Source organism: Pseudomonas sp. C 49-2, from assembly GCF_003970195.1.
Taxonomy (GTDB): Bacteria; Pseudomonadota; Gammaproteobacteria; order Pseudomonadales; family Pseudomonadaceae; genus Aquipseudomonas; species Aquipseudomonas canadensis.
In genome coordinates, this window is sequence record NZ_RXYG01000017.1 from 14,883 (window position 1) to 29,294 (window position 14,412).

The 14,412-nt window shown below is 61.1% G+C and carries 12 protein-coding genes; 3 read left to right on the forward strand and 9 right to left on the reverse strand.

The features are described 5' to 3' along the window. Window positions 1-31 precede the first annotated feature (31 nt). From EJ576_RS25620 to EJ576_RS25645, 6 genes are all read right to left on the reverse strand, one after another. Window positions 32-1,771: a dipeptidase gene (locus tag EJ576_RS25620; protein ID WP_126571439.1), complete on the reverse strand. Its 1,740-nt coding sequence runs from the start codon at window positions 1,769-1,771 to the stop codon at window positions 32-34. 95 nt (window positions 1,772-1,866) lie between these two features. Further along, window positions 1,867-3,084, reverse strand: coding sequence for a phospholipase D-like domain-containing protein (locus EJ576_RS25625; protein ID WP_123477047.1), 1,218 nt, complete (start codon window positions 3,082-3,084; stop codon window positions 1,867-1,869). Between the two features lie 52 nt (window positions 3,085-3,136). Continuing rightward, entirely contained in the window at window positions 3,137-3,784 is a 648-nt protein-coding gene (locus tag EJ576_RS25630; protein WP_122725351.1) for a MotA/TolQ/ExbB proton channel family protein, read from the reverse strand. Window positions 3,785-3,801: 17 nt separating this feature from the next. Then, on the reverse strand, window positions 3,802-6,084 hold the full coding sequence (locus tag EJ576_RS25635; protein WP_126571440.1) for a TonB-dependent receptor: 2,283 nt from the start codon (window positions 6,082-6,084) through the stop codon (window positions 3,802-3,804). A 24-nt stretch (window positions 6,085-6,108) separates the two neighbouring features. After that, entirely contained in the window at window positions 6,109-6,837 is a 729-nt protein-coding gene (locus EJ576_RS25640) for an energy transducer TonB (RefSeq protein ID WP_123477049.1), read from the reverse strand. Window positions 6,838-6,839: 2 nt separating this feature from the next. Further along, window positions 6,840-7,247, reverse strand: coding sequence for a biopolymer transporter ExbD (locus tag EJ576_RS25645; protein WP_005786670.1), 408 nt, complete (start codon window positions 7,245-7,247; stop codon window positions 6,840-6,842). A 190-nt stretch (window positions 7,248-7,437) separates the two neighbouring features. On the opposite strand from EJ576_RS25645, the gene EJ576_RS25650 reads away from it, so the two are divergent. Beyond that, window positions 7,438-7,992: a GNAT family N-acetyltransferase gene (locus EJ576_RS25650; protein ID WP_123477052.1), complete on the forward strand. Its 555-nt coding sequence runs from the start codon at window positions 7,438-7,440 to the stop codon at window positions 7,990-7,992. Next, window positions 7,989-9,563 (forward strand): alkaline phosphatase, encoded by a 1,575-nt coding sequence (locus EJ576_RS25655; protein ID WP_123477054.1) that lies wholly within the window; start codon window positions 7,989-7,991, stop codon window positions 9,561-9,563. The genes EJ576_RS25650 and EJ576_RS25655 overlap by 4 nt, the downstream gene beginning before the upstream one ends. Here EJ576_RS25655 and EJ576_RS25660 read toward each other — a convergent pair. Next, window positions 9,560-10,186: an alanyl-tRNA editing protein gene (locus EJ576_RS25660; RefSeq protein ID WP_126571441.1), complete on the reverse strand. Its 627-nt coding sequence runs from the start codon at window positions 10,184-10,186 to the stop codon at window positions 9,560-9,562. The genes EJ576_RS25655 and EJ576_RS25660 overlap by 4 nt on opposite strands. 89 nt (window positions 10,187-10,275) lie before the next feature. Between EJ576_RS25660 and EJ576_RS25665 the strand changes: the two genes are divergently transcribed. After that, window positions 10,276-11,208 (forward strand): LysR family transcriptional regulator, encoded by a 933-nt coding sequence (locus EJ576_RS25665; RefSeq protein ID WP_123477056.1) that lies wholly within the window; start codon window positions 10,276-10,278, stop codon window positions 11,206-11,208. 132 nt (window positions 11,209-11,340) lie between these two features. Here the strand turns inward: EJ576_RS25665 and EJ576_RS25670 are convergent, their stop codons facing one another. Beyond that, window positions 11,341-11,748, reverse strand: a complete 408-nt coding sequence (locus tag EJ576_RS25670; RefSeq protein ID WP_122725365.1) for a PA2817 family protein — start codon at window positions 11,746-11,748, stop codon at window positions 11,341-11,343. Window positions 11,749-11,823: 75 nt separating this feature from the next. Beyond that, window positions 11,824-14,271, reverse strand: coding sequence for an acyl-CoA dehydrogenase (locus EJ576_RS25675; RefSeq protein ID WP_123476223.1), 2,448 nt, complete (start codon window positions 14,269-14,271; stop codon window positions 11,824-11,826). Window positions 14,272-14,412: the final 141 nt, after the last annotated feature.

Sequence of the window (14,412 nt, forward strand, 5' to 3'; positions counted from 1 at the left end):
AGAGCCCGCCGTTGCGGCGGGCTGCTTTTTATCAGAGCTTCGGCAGTTGGCCGATACGGCCCATCATTTCGGTGACGATTTGCAGGTCCAGCAGGAACTGGTCAACCGTCTTGAACTCGTTGTCGGTGTGCCCTGTGTACTTCACTTCCGGGCGCGCCAGGCCGAATTGCACGCCGTTGGGCAGTTCATGCACGGAGGTTGCGCCGGCCGAGGTGCCGAACTTGTGCTCCATACCCAGATTTTCACTGGCCACGGCCAGTAGGGCTTTCACCCATTCACCTTCCGGGTTGCGGTACATCGGCTCGGCCACCGAGTAGGTGAAGCCCACCTTGACCTTGGTTTTCTTGTCCCAGGCGCTCAATTTTTCGGCGATCTCGGCTTTGAGTTTTTCCGGTGACTTGCCCTTCGGCACGCGCAGGTTCACTGCCAGTTTGAAGGCCTTGTCATCCAGGCCGACAAAGGTCAACGAAGTAGTCAGCGGCCCCATGAAATCATCAGAGAAGCCCACACCCAACTTGCCGCCCAGGTAATCCAGGCCCCAGTTGTCGGACGCATAACGTGCAGCATCCGTGATGTGGTTGTGCTTGAGGGCGATCTTGCCATCGACGCTATGGATCAGCTCCAGCATGCGCGCCACCGGGTTGACCCCGGACTCCGGCTCGGACGAGTGTGCGGACACGCCGGTGACGGTCAGTTTGACGTCTTTGCCGTCGACCTTGGCGGCCACTTCAAAATCGCCACCGTTGTTCTTGGCGTATTCAGTACCGGCCTTCTGCAGGCTGGCGGCCAGCTCGGCAGGCTTGTCGCTCACGAACGTCGCCACCGAGGCTGACGGAATCTGGTTGGTCGCCATGCCGCCGGTCATCGAAATGATTTCCGCGCCTTTGCCTTCACCCTTGCGGCGCGGGAAGGTGGCCATCACCGTGCCGTAGCCTTTCTCGGCGATCACCACCGGGTAGCCGCCATCCAGCGCCAGGTTGTATTGCGGTGTCGGGTTCTTTTCGAAATAATACGGAATTGCGTCGCCGGAGGTTTCTTCGGTGGTGTCCACTAGCAGCTTGAAATTGCGTGCCAGCGGCAGTTTCTCTTCCTTGATCACCTTCATGGCATACATCGCCACTACGATGCCGTTCTTGTCATCCTCGGTGCCACGGCCGTACATGCGGTCACCGATCAGCGTGACCTTGAACGGGTCGAGCTTGGTGCCGTCTTTCAACACCCAGTTTTCCGGTGTCACTGGCACCACGTCGGCGTGTGCGTGGATACCCACCACTTCATCACCGCTGCCTTCCAGGGAAATTTCGTACACACGGTTGTCGATATTGCGGAAGGTCAGGTTAAAGGCCTTGGCCAGTGCCTCGATCTTGCCGGCGATCTTGATGAATTCCGGGTTCTTGTACTGCGGCAGGCCGTCCACGTTAAAGGTCGGGATTTCCACCAGTTCGCGCAGGGTTTCGGTGGCGGCCTTGCCATACTTCACTCGGGTGTAGATACCGAGCAGGCGATTGATCTCGTTCTGCTGATCCGCGCTCAAGGTTTTGTTATCAAGAAACGCACTGATCGCCGGGCCTACATCGCTGGTCTTGCCCAGATCGCCCTTGGCCAGGGCGCCGAGGAAACCACGGAAATCGGTGACGGACGTCTCGTCGAAATGCTTCAGAATCGCTGTGCTTTGGTCCGGGGTGATGTTGGCGAAAGCGGGGCTGGAGATGGCCGAAAGGCTCGCCGCGAACAGGGTGGCAGCCGCCAATTGCTTGAGTGGAAAGTGCATGAAGGGACGCATTCCTTTGCAGGTAGTGAGTAGGACGTTTCTGATCAATCTGTCAGAAACATTTCCACACACTACCACTACTCAGGTGCCTCTGGTCAATGCTGGCCAGGGTGGGGCTCGGGGTACTCCTCGGTCACGTTCAAGGCTCTAGCGTAGGGTCCGTCCCACAATTGCTCATGCAATGCCCCGACACGCCTGGCCATCGCTTCGCTGCGCATCACCACTTCCAGATTGCGCGAATTATCCAGATACCCGCCCAGCCAGTTGCTGGTGCCGATCCAGGCAACCTGTCCGTCGATCTCCATGGTCTTGCTGTGGATTACCCGCGCATACGGGATAAAACCTTGCTTGGCCTCGGGGAGGGTGACGATTTTGATTTGCACGTTGGGCAGCACCGCCAAGCTTTTGAGGTAGGGCAGTTCCAGCTTGTCGGTATTCCAGTTGGACACCATCAGCTTGATCGACACCCCACGTGCCGCCGCCGCACGGACGGCATTGTCGATCACCGCGTAGTACGGGCGGGTCTTGTCCGGTCCGTAGGACAGTGGTGCGTAGTCCAGCAGTTGCACGCGCACTTCGTGTTTCGCTTCGCTCAGTAAACGCGGCAGTTCCAGCTGTGAATCGCCTACGCCCGGTGGGTTGTAGCGTTGCGGGCTGGCGACCAGGTAGTTACCGGTGCGCGGTGGTGCGTTGCTCACGGCAGGCAGCGGCACCGGTTGGTTGTCGGCCAAGGCCTGCTGGGCTTTCCAGTCCTGTTCGAAGATCGCCTGCACCTGGCTCACCACGGTTGGGTCGGTGATACGCAGCCCGGTTTCGTGGATATGTTCCAGCGAGCGCCAATCGAAATTCTGGCTGCCGACAAACGCCTGCCTGCCATCCACCACCAGGTATTTGGCGTGGATGATCCCACCGCTCACGCGCGCGTAGGGCAGCACACGAAAGGTCAGGTTGGGGATCGCGCGCAGGCGTTCCAGGGTGGCCGTTTCCGACAATTTGATGCCTTTTTCTTCCAGCAAAAAGCGAATCTTCACACCGCGTTTGCCGGCGGCTTCCAGGCGTTCGATCACACGGTCCATCACGGAACCTGGGTGATCGGCGGCGTAGAACTGGCCAATGTCGATACTGTTTTTTGCGCCGTCAAACAGCTCGCTCCACACTGGGCCGGGCTGGCGCAAGTCGTCGGTGCCGAGGGCGGTATCCACCGGCACGGTATGCACCAATTCAAAACCCGGAATCGAAAAGTCCGCCTGGGCCAGCGGACTCATGAGCAAGCCTGCCAGGCCAGCGATGCGCAATTTCAAGGAAACGGACATAGGGATTCCCATCACAAAAGAAAGCGGGCGCATTGCGCGCCCGCTGTTGCGTTCAGGCCGTGCGGCTGTGCAGCGGCGTCGGCACCAGGTGCGGTACTTCACTCTGCACGCGGGCGCCGGTGGCGGCGCGGATCAGCAGGATTTTCAGCTGATCGTTGATGCGCTCCAGGCTGTCCTGGAAGAAGTTATGGAACACCACGCAGAACAGCGCGATGGCGATGCCCAGGCCGGTGGCGAACAAGGCCGTGCCGATACCACCGGAAATCTGCCCTGGGTCGGACACGCCCGCCGTGGCCAGCGCCTTGAAGGTGTCGATGATGCCGAGGATGGTGCCCAGCAAGCCCAACAGCGGCGCGGCGGTGGTGATCGTTTCGATGATCCACAGGCTGCGGGCCAGTGGTGCACGGGTGGTCAGGTACTGGGTTTCGATGACGTCATCCAGGTCCTTGCGCGAACCTTGTGAGGCTTTCTGCGCCAGCACCGGCAACACCATGCTCAGCGGCAGGCTGTCACGGCGGGTCAGGCTCTGCGGCAGGTCGCGTTCGCTGTGCACATTGGCGCCCAGTACCTCGGTCAGCGCGCGGGCTTGGCGGCGTACGTAGGCGAAGTAAATCCCGCGTTCGATGGTGATAAAGATCGCGATGGCCATCGCGGCATACATCACATAAAAGGTGATGTCGTGGAGCAGGTTCATGTCCATGTTCAGTTACCTCGCAATTAGAAGTTGGCTTCCAGGGAGACCGTCACGGTGCGTTCCAGGCCTACGATGTAGGCCGGGTCGCCGTCGCGGAAACCGCTGTAGCTGGCCGCGTTGGTCTTGGTGGTGTACACGCCGTCCAGGTACTTCTTGTCGAACAGGTTGTCGACGTTCAGGCGCAGGGTGGCGTCCTTGACCACCTTCTTGTCCACCGGCAGGTAGATACCCGCGCCGGCGTTGAACACGGTGCGCCCGGAGATGGCTTCGTCGTTGGTCAGGTCGCCGTAGAGCTTGCTGGTGTACTTGCCGCCGAAGGTGCCGTAGAAGCGGCCGTCGTCGTAGCCGATGTTGGCGGCCAGCATGTTTTTCGGCACGTTGGCGAACTGCTTGCCGCTGGTGGGCAACAGGATGGCTTTGCCGGCGTTGTACACGGTCAGGTCGTCTTGCTGCTCGGCCTTGGTGTAGGTGTAGGAGGTGTAGTAGTTGAAGTGATTGGGCAGCAGGCCGCTCCACTCCAGCTCCAGGCCGCTGTTGTTGACGGAGCCGGCGTTGATGTCGGCGAAGTCGCCGTTGATGTCGCGCGACGACACCTGGCGATCCTTGAACTGCATGTAGAACAAGGTGGCGGCCACGGTCATGTCTTCATCGGTGTAGCGCCAGCCCAACTCGTGGTTCCAGCTGGTTTCAGGCTTGGAGTCGATGGAGCCGACACCCTTGTCGTACAGCACATAGTTCTGCGGGATGCGCATGTTGCGCGACAGGCTGTAGAACAACTGATCGCGTTCATCCAGCTGGTATTTCAGGCCGGCGTTGGGCAGCAGTTTGTTGTAGGTCTGGTTACGTTTTTCCGGCTGCTCGGTGAGGCTGCCGTGGTTGGTGCCGTCACGCTTGACGTTCATGTAGGCCAGGCCGGCGATCAGGGTCCAGTCCGAGTTGATGTACCAGGTGTCCTGGGCCCAGACCTTTTGCGCCGGAGTGATGGTGAAGCGGTCGCGAGCCTGGATGGTGTTGCCGTTGGCATCGACCACCGCGTCGTTGGAATCCGGCCAGGTGTCGACCGGCTTGCCACTGGCCTTGAGCGGAATGAACGGCTGGGTCTGGCTTTGACGTGCGCGCTCGTACCAGTAGCCGACTTGCAGGCTGTGATCGCCCAGGTCCCAGTTCAGTTTGGTGGTGATGCCCGGACGCCAGGTCTGGGTGCGCGAAGGGCGGTAGTACACGCCGTTGTTCGGGGTGCCGTCGGCGTTGTATTGGGCACCGGTCGGCAGGTTGCCCAGGTCGAACACGCCGCCTTGATTGGAACCGCGGTTCAGCGCATAGCTGGACGAACCGACACCGCTGCCGTTACCCCAGTAGTAATACGGGATCACCGACAGCGCGAGGTTGTCCGCCAGTTTGAACTGGGTGTTGAGCACGGCGGTGAATGTCTGGAACGGGTTCTGCGCCAGGGCGTAGTAGCTGTTGTACTTGCCGTTGCTGCCCACGGTAGGCGTGGCCGGGTAGGGGTCGTACTTGCGGCCGTTCTGCTGGTACTGGGCCTTGGTCAGTTGGCTGTAGCTGTTGTTGTCCTGCTCGTGGTACTTGAGGATCAGGTTGGCGGTGTTGCCATCGCCGGCGTCGAAGAAGCTGTTCCACTCGACTTTGTCCGCGCGCACGGCGCCCGAACCGCGCCACATCTGGCCTTCGGTGTGGGACGCCGACAACCAGTTGCTCAGGCCATTGATCTCGCCGGTGTTGAGGCGGGCAAAGGTCTTGCGCGTGGCGTTGCTGCCCATCACCTGTTTGACGAACGCCCCGGTTTCCTTGGTCGGGCGAATGGTCACGATGCCGATGTTGCCGCCACTGGAACCGATGTGCGGGCCGTCGGCCTCCGAAGAGCCTTGGGTGACGAAGATCTGCTCGATGTTTTCCGGGTCGCCCAGCAGGTTGGAGTACAGCGCGTAGTTGCCGGAGTCGTTGATCGGCATGCCGTCCACCGACATCCCCACCTGGTCGGAGTTGAGCCCGCGCATGGTGAAGCGAAAGCCGGACAGGCCGGTGTTGTCTTCGCTGGAGATGTTCAAGCCCGGCGTGTACTTGAGCTTGTCCACGGCGTTGCCGGTGGCGGTCTGTTTATCCAGCGCTTCCTTGGTCACGGTGGAGCGGCCCTTGATGCTTTCTTCCTGCACCATGTAGCCGCCACCTGCCGTGGCCTTGCCCTGAACCCCAATCGTCCCGACGTCGCTGTTGCTGGTGTCGGCCATGACCATTCCATGGCCCATGCTTGCGGCAACGAGTGCCAGATGAATCCGTGTGAACCTCATCTCTGTCGTCCTGGTGTCGGGTGCTTATTGCACGCTGTAGTTGAAGGTGGCGGTGAAGCGCTGCTCATTGCGGCCCCCGAAGGCTTGCTCGGGGAACGGCTTGACTTGCTTGATACGACGCAAGCTGTTGGTGGCGGCCCGGTTGAGCAACATGCTCGACGCCTGGGTCTGCAAACCGGAGTCGAGAACCCGACCCTGGCGGTCTACCAGCAACCAGACCACCACTTCGCCGGTGGGGCGTTCGAGGGAGGCCTGGCGTCCGGTGGGGTACTGCTTGTAAGTGTCCAACTCGTTGCGCAAACCCTTGAGGTAGCCGCCTTCCAGGGCTTGGCCGTCGACTTTGGGTGGTGCGGGCGGCGCGGGTGTCGGCGCGGCCTGGGCCACGGGCGCCGGTGCCGGTTTGGCGGCGACCGGTGGTGGTGTCGGGGCGGGCGTTGGCTTGGCGACCACTGGCTTGGGCACAGGTTTTGGCTTGGGCTCAGGCTTGGGTTTCGGCAACGGTTTAGGTGGCGGCGGTGGTGGGGCCGGCTCGGCCTCTTCATCCTCGATCACCGGCGGTGGCGGTTCTTGTTCCACCACCGGCTCGGGGATCACTTCCGGCGCTGGCTCGACCAGCGCCAACTCGACCGCCGACTCGTCATACACCGGCTCGACCTTCAAGGTCTGGGACTGGATACCCAGTGCAATCAGCACCAGGGCGATCAGGGCCGGGACACTGCCCAGCAGCTGACGCGCACGAAACAAGACGTACATGATCAGGACTTACGCGTGGCAATGGACACGGAGGTAAAGCCACCCAGACGCAGGGTGTCCATCACCTCCACCAGGCGCGAAACCTCCACGCCTTTGTCGCTGTTCACGATGATGGTCGACTTGGTGTCAGGCTTTTCGGCCGCCTTCAGCGCCGGCACCAGCGCATCGACTGTGAGGTCCTTGCCATCCAGTTGCAGTTGGCCTTCCAGGCCCAGGGTGAGGATGAATTTGTTCTGTGGTTTGAGCTGCTGTGAACTGCTGGCGCTGGGCAGTTGCGTCTTCATGCCGAGGGCCGGAATCACGTTCAGGCTCACGAGTACGAAAAATACCAGGAGGAACATCATCACGTCGATCATCGGGATCAGTTCGATGTGCGCCTTGCGTTTTTTCGGTTCGTCCCAGGTTCTCATTCCGTTACCCCGTTATTGAATTAGGGGCGACACGCTAACAACCAAAAATGACCGATTGGTTAACTTTAATTGACGTTTTGAGGGCTCTAGGACAAGTATTTCAGGCGATTCTCAAGACATTTTTGTGACGTAACAGAATTGACATGCAGCCGGGGCATTCTCAGAAACTTTACATCGAGGGCCCCTGGAAATGAGCCGTGAACTGCCACAGATATCCACCCCGCGACTGTTAATGCGCGCACTGGAAAACCACCAGGCCGAGACGCTGTGTACCCTCGCCAACGGCCCGAAAATCGCCGACAACACGGCGAGTATTCCATCGCCCTACACCCTCGAAACAGCGCAGGATTTTATCGAGGGCATGCAGGCAAAATTTCGCTCTGATGGGTTGTTGAGCCTTGGGGTGCATGTACGCGATACCGGTGAATTGATCGGTATCGCCAGCCTGCGCATCAATGCGAAACATCACTATGGGCATCTTGGCGGCTGGGCGGCGGCGGACGCGCGCAACCTGGGTTATGCGACCGAAGCGGCCATCGCGCTGATGGACTACGGCTTTGCCGAACTGGGCCTGCATCGCGTGGGCAGCCAGTGTTTTAGTCGCAACAAAGAGTCGGCGCGAGTCATGGAGAAAATCGGCCTGCAGTACGAAGGCTGCATGCGCGGGGCATTTCTCAAGAACGGCGTGCATGAAGACATGCTGGTGTTCGCCACGGTGCGTGAGGAGTGGGAGTTTCGGCCGTGAGTGGCGAGGTAGATCATGGCCGACGCCGGGTGCTTGCCGGGCTGGCTGTCGCCACCACGTTTTCGATCCTCAGTCCGTTTGCGCGCAGTGCCGGCGTGGATTATCCGTTCACCCTCGGCGTGGCTTCCGGTGACCCGTTACCCGATGGGTTTGTGATCTGGACGCGCCTGGCGCCGTTGTTCAATGCCGTGGATGGCCGGGGTGGCTTGAGCCGTTCCGTGCCCGTGCGTTGGCGGGTCGCCAGCGATGCCGCGATGACCCGCGTGGTGCGCCAAGGCGAAGTCATGGCCAGCGAGCGCTGGGGGCATTCGGTGCATGTAGAAGTCGCGGGGCTCGAGGCGGGCAGACCGTACTGGTATCAGTTCGAAGGGCTGGGTGCGCAAAGCCCAGTGGGGCAGTCGCGCACAGCACCGGCCGTGCATGCCATGGCGTCGGCGCGTCTGGGGTTTGTCTCGTGTTCCCATTGGGAGCGCGGCTATTTCAGTGCCTATCGCCATTTGGCAGAGGAACAGCCCGACCTGGTGTTCTTTCTCGGCGACTACATCTACGACAGTTCCTACGCGGCGGATTCGGGCAAGATCATCCGCCCTCACGGCAGCGGTAATGCGGTGAGCCTGAGCGACTATCGCAACCGCTATGCCCTGTACAAAACCGATCCGGATCTACAGGCCTTGCACGCCGCTGCACCGAGCGTGGCGACCTGGGACGATCACGAAGTACAGAACGACTACGCCAACCGCTGGTCCCAGGACCCGAAGATTCCGGTCGGGCAATTCCTGCAGCAGCGTGCGGCAGCCTACCAGGCTTACTACGAGCATATGCCGCTGCGTGCCAGCAGCTTGCCGAAGGGGGCGGACATGCGCATTTATCGGCGCCTGGACTACGGCCGACTGGCCCGTTTCCACGTACTGGACGGCCGGCAATACCGTTCCGAACAACCGTGCATTCCGGCCAATGGCAGCCACCAGGGGCATATCGCCGATAACCTCTGCCACGACTTGCGCGACCCTGGCCGCACCATGCTTGGTTGGCAGCAAGAAGCCTGGCTGGACCAGGGGTTTGCCCAGTCGAAGGCGCAGTGGAACATCATCGCTCAGGACCTGCTGGTGGCGCCGCTGACCCAGCGTGACCTGACCAACCACAAGCCGGGGCGTTGGACCGACGGCTGGGATGGCTATATGGCAAATCGCAGACGGATGCTGGCGTCCATCGAGCGTAACCGGGTCAGCAACCCGGTGTTCTGGGGGGGGGATATCCATTCGTTCTGGGTGACGGACTTGCATGCCGATGGCAATAACCCGGACTCGCGGGTGGTGGCCACGGAATTTGTCGGTACGTCGGTGACCTCCGATGGGCCGCCCTTTGATGCGTTCAGCAAGCTGCTGCCGCTCAACCCGCATGTGAAGTTTTTCGATAGCCGTCAGCGGGGATATGTGTCGGTGGAGGTGGAGGAGGGCAAGATGCTCACGAACCTGCGGGTGATTACCGACCCCCGCGACCCGATGGCCACCGTGTCGACCCTCAAGTCGTTTGTGGTGGAACCGGGGCGGGCGGGGGCGAGTGAGGTTTAATCGAGTTCGTAGCGCACGGACAGCGCGCCCTTTTTCTCTGACAAGGCCAGGATGGTCACTTGGCCCAACTCGCTCAGTGCCTGTACATGAGTGCCGCCGCAGGCGTACGCGGGCAATTCGCCAAAGCCGACTTCGCGGGTGCCGTCTTCCAGGTTCATGTGCCGTGGGTAATCCGCAGCGATCCATTGGTTGACCTGTTGCTGGATCGCCTCGGCGTCCATGGCTTGCGCCGCTTCGCCACGGATGAAGGTGATCTTGCCTTCGCCGGGCCAGTGATGGGCCTTGATCGGCATCCAACCCAAGGTCTCGCCCACGTTGCCGATCAAGTGCCCGGCGGAATGCAGCCGGGTGTTCAACATACGGCGCTGTTCATCGACCCTTGCGGTGATCGGACCCGGTTCCAATGGCCGGTCGACGTAGTGCACCACGCGGTCGGCTTCCTGGGTGACGCGCAGCACAGTGGCTTCACCGAGCCAGCCGGTATCGAAAGGTTGCCCACCGCCCTGTGGGTGAAAAATCGTCGACTGCAGGATCACTGCAAATTGCTCCTCACGGGGTGTGCAGCTCAATACTTCCAGCTCGGCAGTCAGGTGATCGTGGGTAAAAAACAGGCGCTCGGTCATCATCTACATCCGCATCAGGGTTCTGCGAGCAGTATAAATAGTGCGTGGATAGGTGATAATCCGCTCAATTATCAATGGACCTGTGCACCATGAGCATCAATCTTCCTTTGCCGCTGCTGGGCGAAATGGCGATTTTCGTCAAAGTGGTGGAAACCGGCAGTTTCTCCGAAGCCGCCCGACAACTGGGGGCTTCGCCTTCCTCGGTGAGCCGCAGTATCTCGCGCCTGGAGAAGGCCCTGGCGACGCGCTTGCTGCAACGCACCACACGCAAATTGCGCTTGAGCGAAGGCGGGGAAGAGGTATTCAAGCGCTGCCAGGAGATGGTCAGCGCGGCGCGTTCGGTGATGGAGATCAGCGGCCAGTTCACCCATGAAGCCGAAGGGCTGGTGCGGGTCAGCGTACCCAAGGCGGTGGGGCGGTTTGTGGTGCACCCGCATATGCCGGAATTCCTGCGGCGTTACCCCAAGGTGGATGTGCAGTTGATCCTGGAGGATCGCCAAGTGGACATGATCGATGACAATGTCGACCTGAGTATCCGCATCACTGACAGCCCGCCACCGGGGTTGGTGGGCCGGCAGTTACTGCCCATCGAGCATCTGTTGTGTGCGACGCCGCAGTACTTGGCCGAACACGGGACGCCGGAGCATCCCCATGATCTGCTGGCGCACAGTTGCATCTACCTCGGGGAGACACCCGGAGACTCGCGCTGGAAATTCCGCCAGGCCGGCAAGGCGGTGACGGTAGCCGTGCGTGGGCGTTATGCCGCGAACCACACCGGGGTTCGGTTGGATGCGGTGTTGCAGCATGTGGGGATTGGCAGCTTGCCGTATTTTACGGCGCGCCATGCGTTGGAGGAGGGGCGGTTGGTGCAGGTGTTACCGGCGTGGGACTTCATTGCGTCCTACCATGGCGAGGCGTGGTTGCTGCATTCGCCCACGCGGTACTTGCCGCCGAAGTTGCGGGTGTTTATTGATTATCTGGTGGCGTGCATGGCGAAGGAGCCGACGTTGCGCCGACGGTAGGAATGCGGTCAAAACTGTGGGAGCGGGCTTGCTCGCGAATGCGGTCTGTCAGTTGATGAATACAGTGACTGACAGACCGCATTCGCGAGCAAGCCCGCTCCCACATTTAGTGCTGTGCAGGCCGGAAAAAAATCAGTGCTTGCTCTGGTCAACCGGCATGGACAGCAGCTGCTTTTCCTGGTTCCAGTCGAACGGTTCGTCGTTCTGTTCGGCTTCGAAGCGACGCTCTTCCAGGGCCTGGTACAGGTCCAGTTCTTCGTCGGGCATGAAGTGCAGGCAGTCACCGCCAAAGAACCAGAGCAGGTCGCGCGGCACCAAGTGGGCGATTTGCGGGTAGCGCAGGATGACCTGGCTCATCAGGTCCTGGCCCAGGTACTGGCTTTCGATCGGGTCGATCGGCAGCAGGGCGCGCAATTCGTCGAAACGCTCCAGGAACAGTGAATGGCTTTCCTCGGGCACCTGTTCGGCTTCGCCGACGGCAACCAGGATGCTGCGCAGGTGGTCGAGCAAGACGAGATGATCGGCAACGACGTTGGACACGAGATAAGTCCTCTAAAGCAAAAACGGGCGCGAGAGTATATGCCTCTCGCGCCCGTTTTTATATGACCGCTCGACTCAGCGGACTTTACCCTCAGCCTGGGTCAGCTCTTCCTTGCTGAAATCATCCACGTCGATCACCTTGCGCCGTGCCGCTTCGGCATCACGCAGGGTTTGTGCTTCGGCCGGTTGCAACACGCCTGCGTGCAGTGCCGCATCGATGGCGTGCTCGCCGGCAGTCGGTTTGACCTGGCCGCTCTTGAGCGCGGTGTGCAGTTTTTTCTGCAGCGGATGGCTGGCGCCAAGCAGGTCGTAGGCATGTTGCAAGGCGCCCACCGGATCTTCCGCCGATTGCGGGCGGTAGCAGCCGGCCAGCAACTCTTCCAGGGTCGGGTCACCCTTGGCGCGGCCGATCACCGCCGCCACCTCGGCATCCAGCTTGTCGGAAGGCCCGGTATGACGACGCCCGAATGGGAACACGATCACCCGCAGCAGGCAGCCCAGCACCTTGTTCGGGAAGTTGCTCAGCAGTTCATCCAGCGCACGCTCCGATTCACCAAGGCTTTCTTCCATGGCCCAGGCGAACAGCGGTTCCAGGTGGTCCGGCGAATCCAGGTCGTGGTAACGCTTGAGGGCGGCCGACGCCAGGTACATATGGCTCAGCACATCACCCAGGCGTGCCGACAGGCGTTCACGACGCTTCAGCTCGCCACCCAGCAGCATCATGCTCAGGTCGGCCAGCAGCGCGAACGCGGCAGCCTGGCGGTTGAGTGCGCGGAAGTAACCCTGGCTCAAACGGTTGCCCGGGGCCTTTTCGAAATGCCCCACGCCGAGGTTCAGCACCAAGGTGCTGGCGGCGTTGCTCACGGCGAAACCGATATGTTGCATCAGCAGCCCGTCAAACTCCTTCAACGCCTGGTCATGGTCTTCGCGACCGGCCAGGGCCATTTCCTTGAGCACGAATGGATGGCAACGAATCGCGCCCTGGCCGAAGATCATCAGGTTGCGCGACAGGATGTTCGCGCCTTCTACGGTGATGAAGATCGGCGCACCTTGCCAGTTGCGACCCAAGTAGTTGTTCGGGCCCATGATGATGCCCTTGCCGCCGTGCACGTCCATGGCATGGCTGATGCACTCGCGGCCACGCTCGGTGAGGTGGTACTTGAGAATGGCCGACAGTACCGAGGGTTTTTCCCCCAGGTCCACGGCGTTGGCGGTGAGCATGCGTGCGCTGTCCATCAGCCAGGCGTTGCCGCCGATACGCGCCAGGGCTTCCTGGATACCTTCGAATGCCGACAGCGGCACATTGAACTGCTCGCGCACCTGGGCGTATTGGCCGGTCACCAGGCTGGTGAACTTGGCCGCGCCAGTGCCCACCGCAGGCAGGGAGATCGAACGGCCCACGGAGAGGCAGTTCATCAACATCATCCAGCCCTTGCCGAGCATTTCCTGGCCGCCGATCAGAAACTCAAGCGGGATGAACACATCCTTGCCGGAGTTGGGGCCGTTCATGAAGGCGGCGCCCAGGGGCAGGTGGCGACGGCCGATTTCCACGCCGGGGGTGTCGGTGGGGATCAGCGCCAGGCTGATGCCCAGGTCTTCCTCTTCACCCAGCAGATGGTCCGGGTCATGTGCCTTGAAGGCCAAGCCGAGCAGGGTCGCGACCGGGCCGAGGGTGATGTAGCGTTTTTCCCAGTTCAGGCGCAGGCCAAGGGTTTCCTTGCCTTCCCATTCACCTTTGCAGATCACGCCGGTGTCGGGCATGGCGCCTGCGTCGGAGCCGGCCAGTGGGCCTGTCAATGCGAAGCAGGGGATGTCATCGCCACGGGCCAGGCGCGGCAGGTAGTGGTTGCGCTGTTCTTCGGTGCCGTAGTGCAGCAGCAGTTCGGCCGGGCCGAGGGAATTGGGCACCATCACGGTGGACGCCAGGTCACCGCTGCGGGTAGCGAGTTTCATCGCGACCTGGGAGTGGGCATAGGCAGAGAAGCCCTTGCCGCCATATTCCTTGGGAATGATCAGGGCGAAGAAGCCGTGGGTCTTGATGTGTTCCCAGGCGGCGGGCGGCAGGTCCATGGCCTGGCCGATTTCCCAGTCGCTGACCATGGCACAGAGTTCTTCAGTGGGGCCGTCGATAAACGCTTGTTCTTCTTCGGTCAGTTGCGCTTTGGGATAAGCCAGCAACTTGTCCCAGTCCGGGCGACCGCTGAACAGTTCGCCGTCCCACCAAACGGTACCGGCGTCGATCGCGTCGCGCTCGGTCTCGGACATCGGCGGCAGGACTTTCTGGAACCAACTGAACAGTGGCTTGGTGAAGTATTGGCGGCGCAGGTCGGGCAGCAGCAGGGGCGCGGCCACCACGGCGATCAGCACCCAGAAGACCAGCAGCAGCCAACCCGGTGCGTGGCTCCAGGCGCCCATCGCCAGCAGATAGACGGCGACCACGCCCAGGGCGGGCAGGGGCGCGACGCGGCGGTGTGCGAGGTAGGCAATGCCGACCACCAGAACCAGTATCCACAACAACAGCATATTCAATCCTCCGTGAAACCAGGGGCGAAACCACCAGGGAGCTTAGTCGGCATCCGAACAAGCGGGGTGATCAGGGTGTAACGAGATTTGGCCGATTCGTCGTTATCTCCCCGGCAGGCCTGTGGTTAGACTCCAGGCTTC

What these genes read in the sequence shown, in the direction of transcription:
- EJ576_RS25620 (WP_126571439.1), bottom strand. Translation starts at nt 1,771, where the DNA reads ATGCACTTTCCACTCAAGCAATTGGCGGCTGCCACCCTGTTCGCGGCG.
- EJ576_RS25625 (WP_123477047.1), bottom strand. Translation starts at nt 3,084, where the DNA reads ATGTCCGTTTCCTTGAAATTGCGCATCGCTGGCCTGGCAGGCTTGCTC.
- EJ576_RS25645 (WP_005786670.1), bottom strand. Translation starts at nt 7,247, where the DNA reads ATGAGAACCTGGGACGAACCGAAAAAACGCAAGGCGCACATCGAACTG.
- EJ576_RS25660 (WP_126571441.1), bottom strand. Translation starts at nt 10,186, where the DNA reads ATGACCGAGCGCCTGTTTTTTACCCACGATCACCTGACTGCCGAGCTG.
- EJ576_RS25675 (WP_123476223.1), bottom strand. Translation starts at nt 14,271, where the DNA reads ATGCTGTTGTTGTGGATACTGGTTCTGGTGGTCGGCATTGCCTACCTC.
- EJ576_RS25635 (WP_126571440.1), bottom strand. Translation starts at nt 6,084, where the DNA reads ATGAGGTTCACACGGATTCATCTGGCACTCGTTGCCGCAAGCATGGGC.
- EJ576_RS25665 (WP_123477056.1), top strand. Translation starts at nt 10,276, where the DNA reads ATGAGCATCAATCTTCCTTTGCCGCTGCTGGGCGAAATGGCGATTTTC.
- EJ576_RS25630 (WP_122725351.1), bottom strand. Translation starts at nt 3,784, where the DNA reads ATGGACATGAACCTGCTCCACGACATCACCTTTTATGTGATGTATGCC.
- EJ576_RS25640 (WP_123477049.1), bottom strand. Translation starts at nt 6,837, where the DNA reads ATGTACGTCTTGTTTCGTGCGCGTCAGCTGCTGGGCAGTGTCCCGGCC.
- EJ576_RS25650 (WP_123477052.1), top strand. Translation starts at nt 7,438, where the DNA reads ATGAGCCGTGAACTGCCACAGATATCCACCCCGCGACTGTTAATGCGC.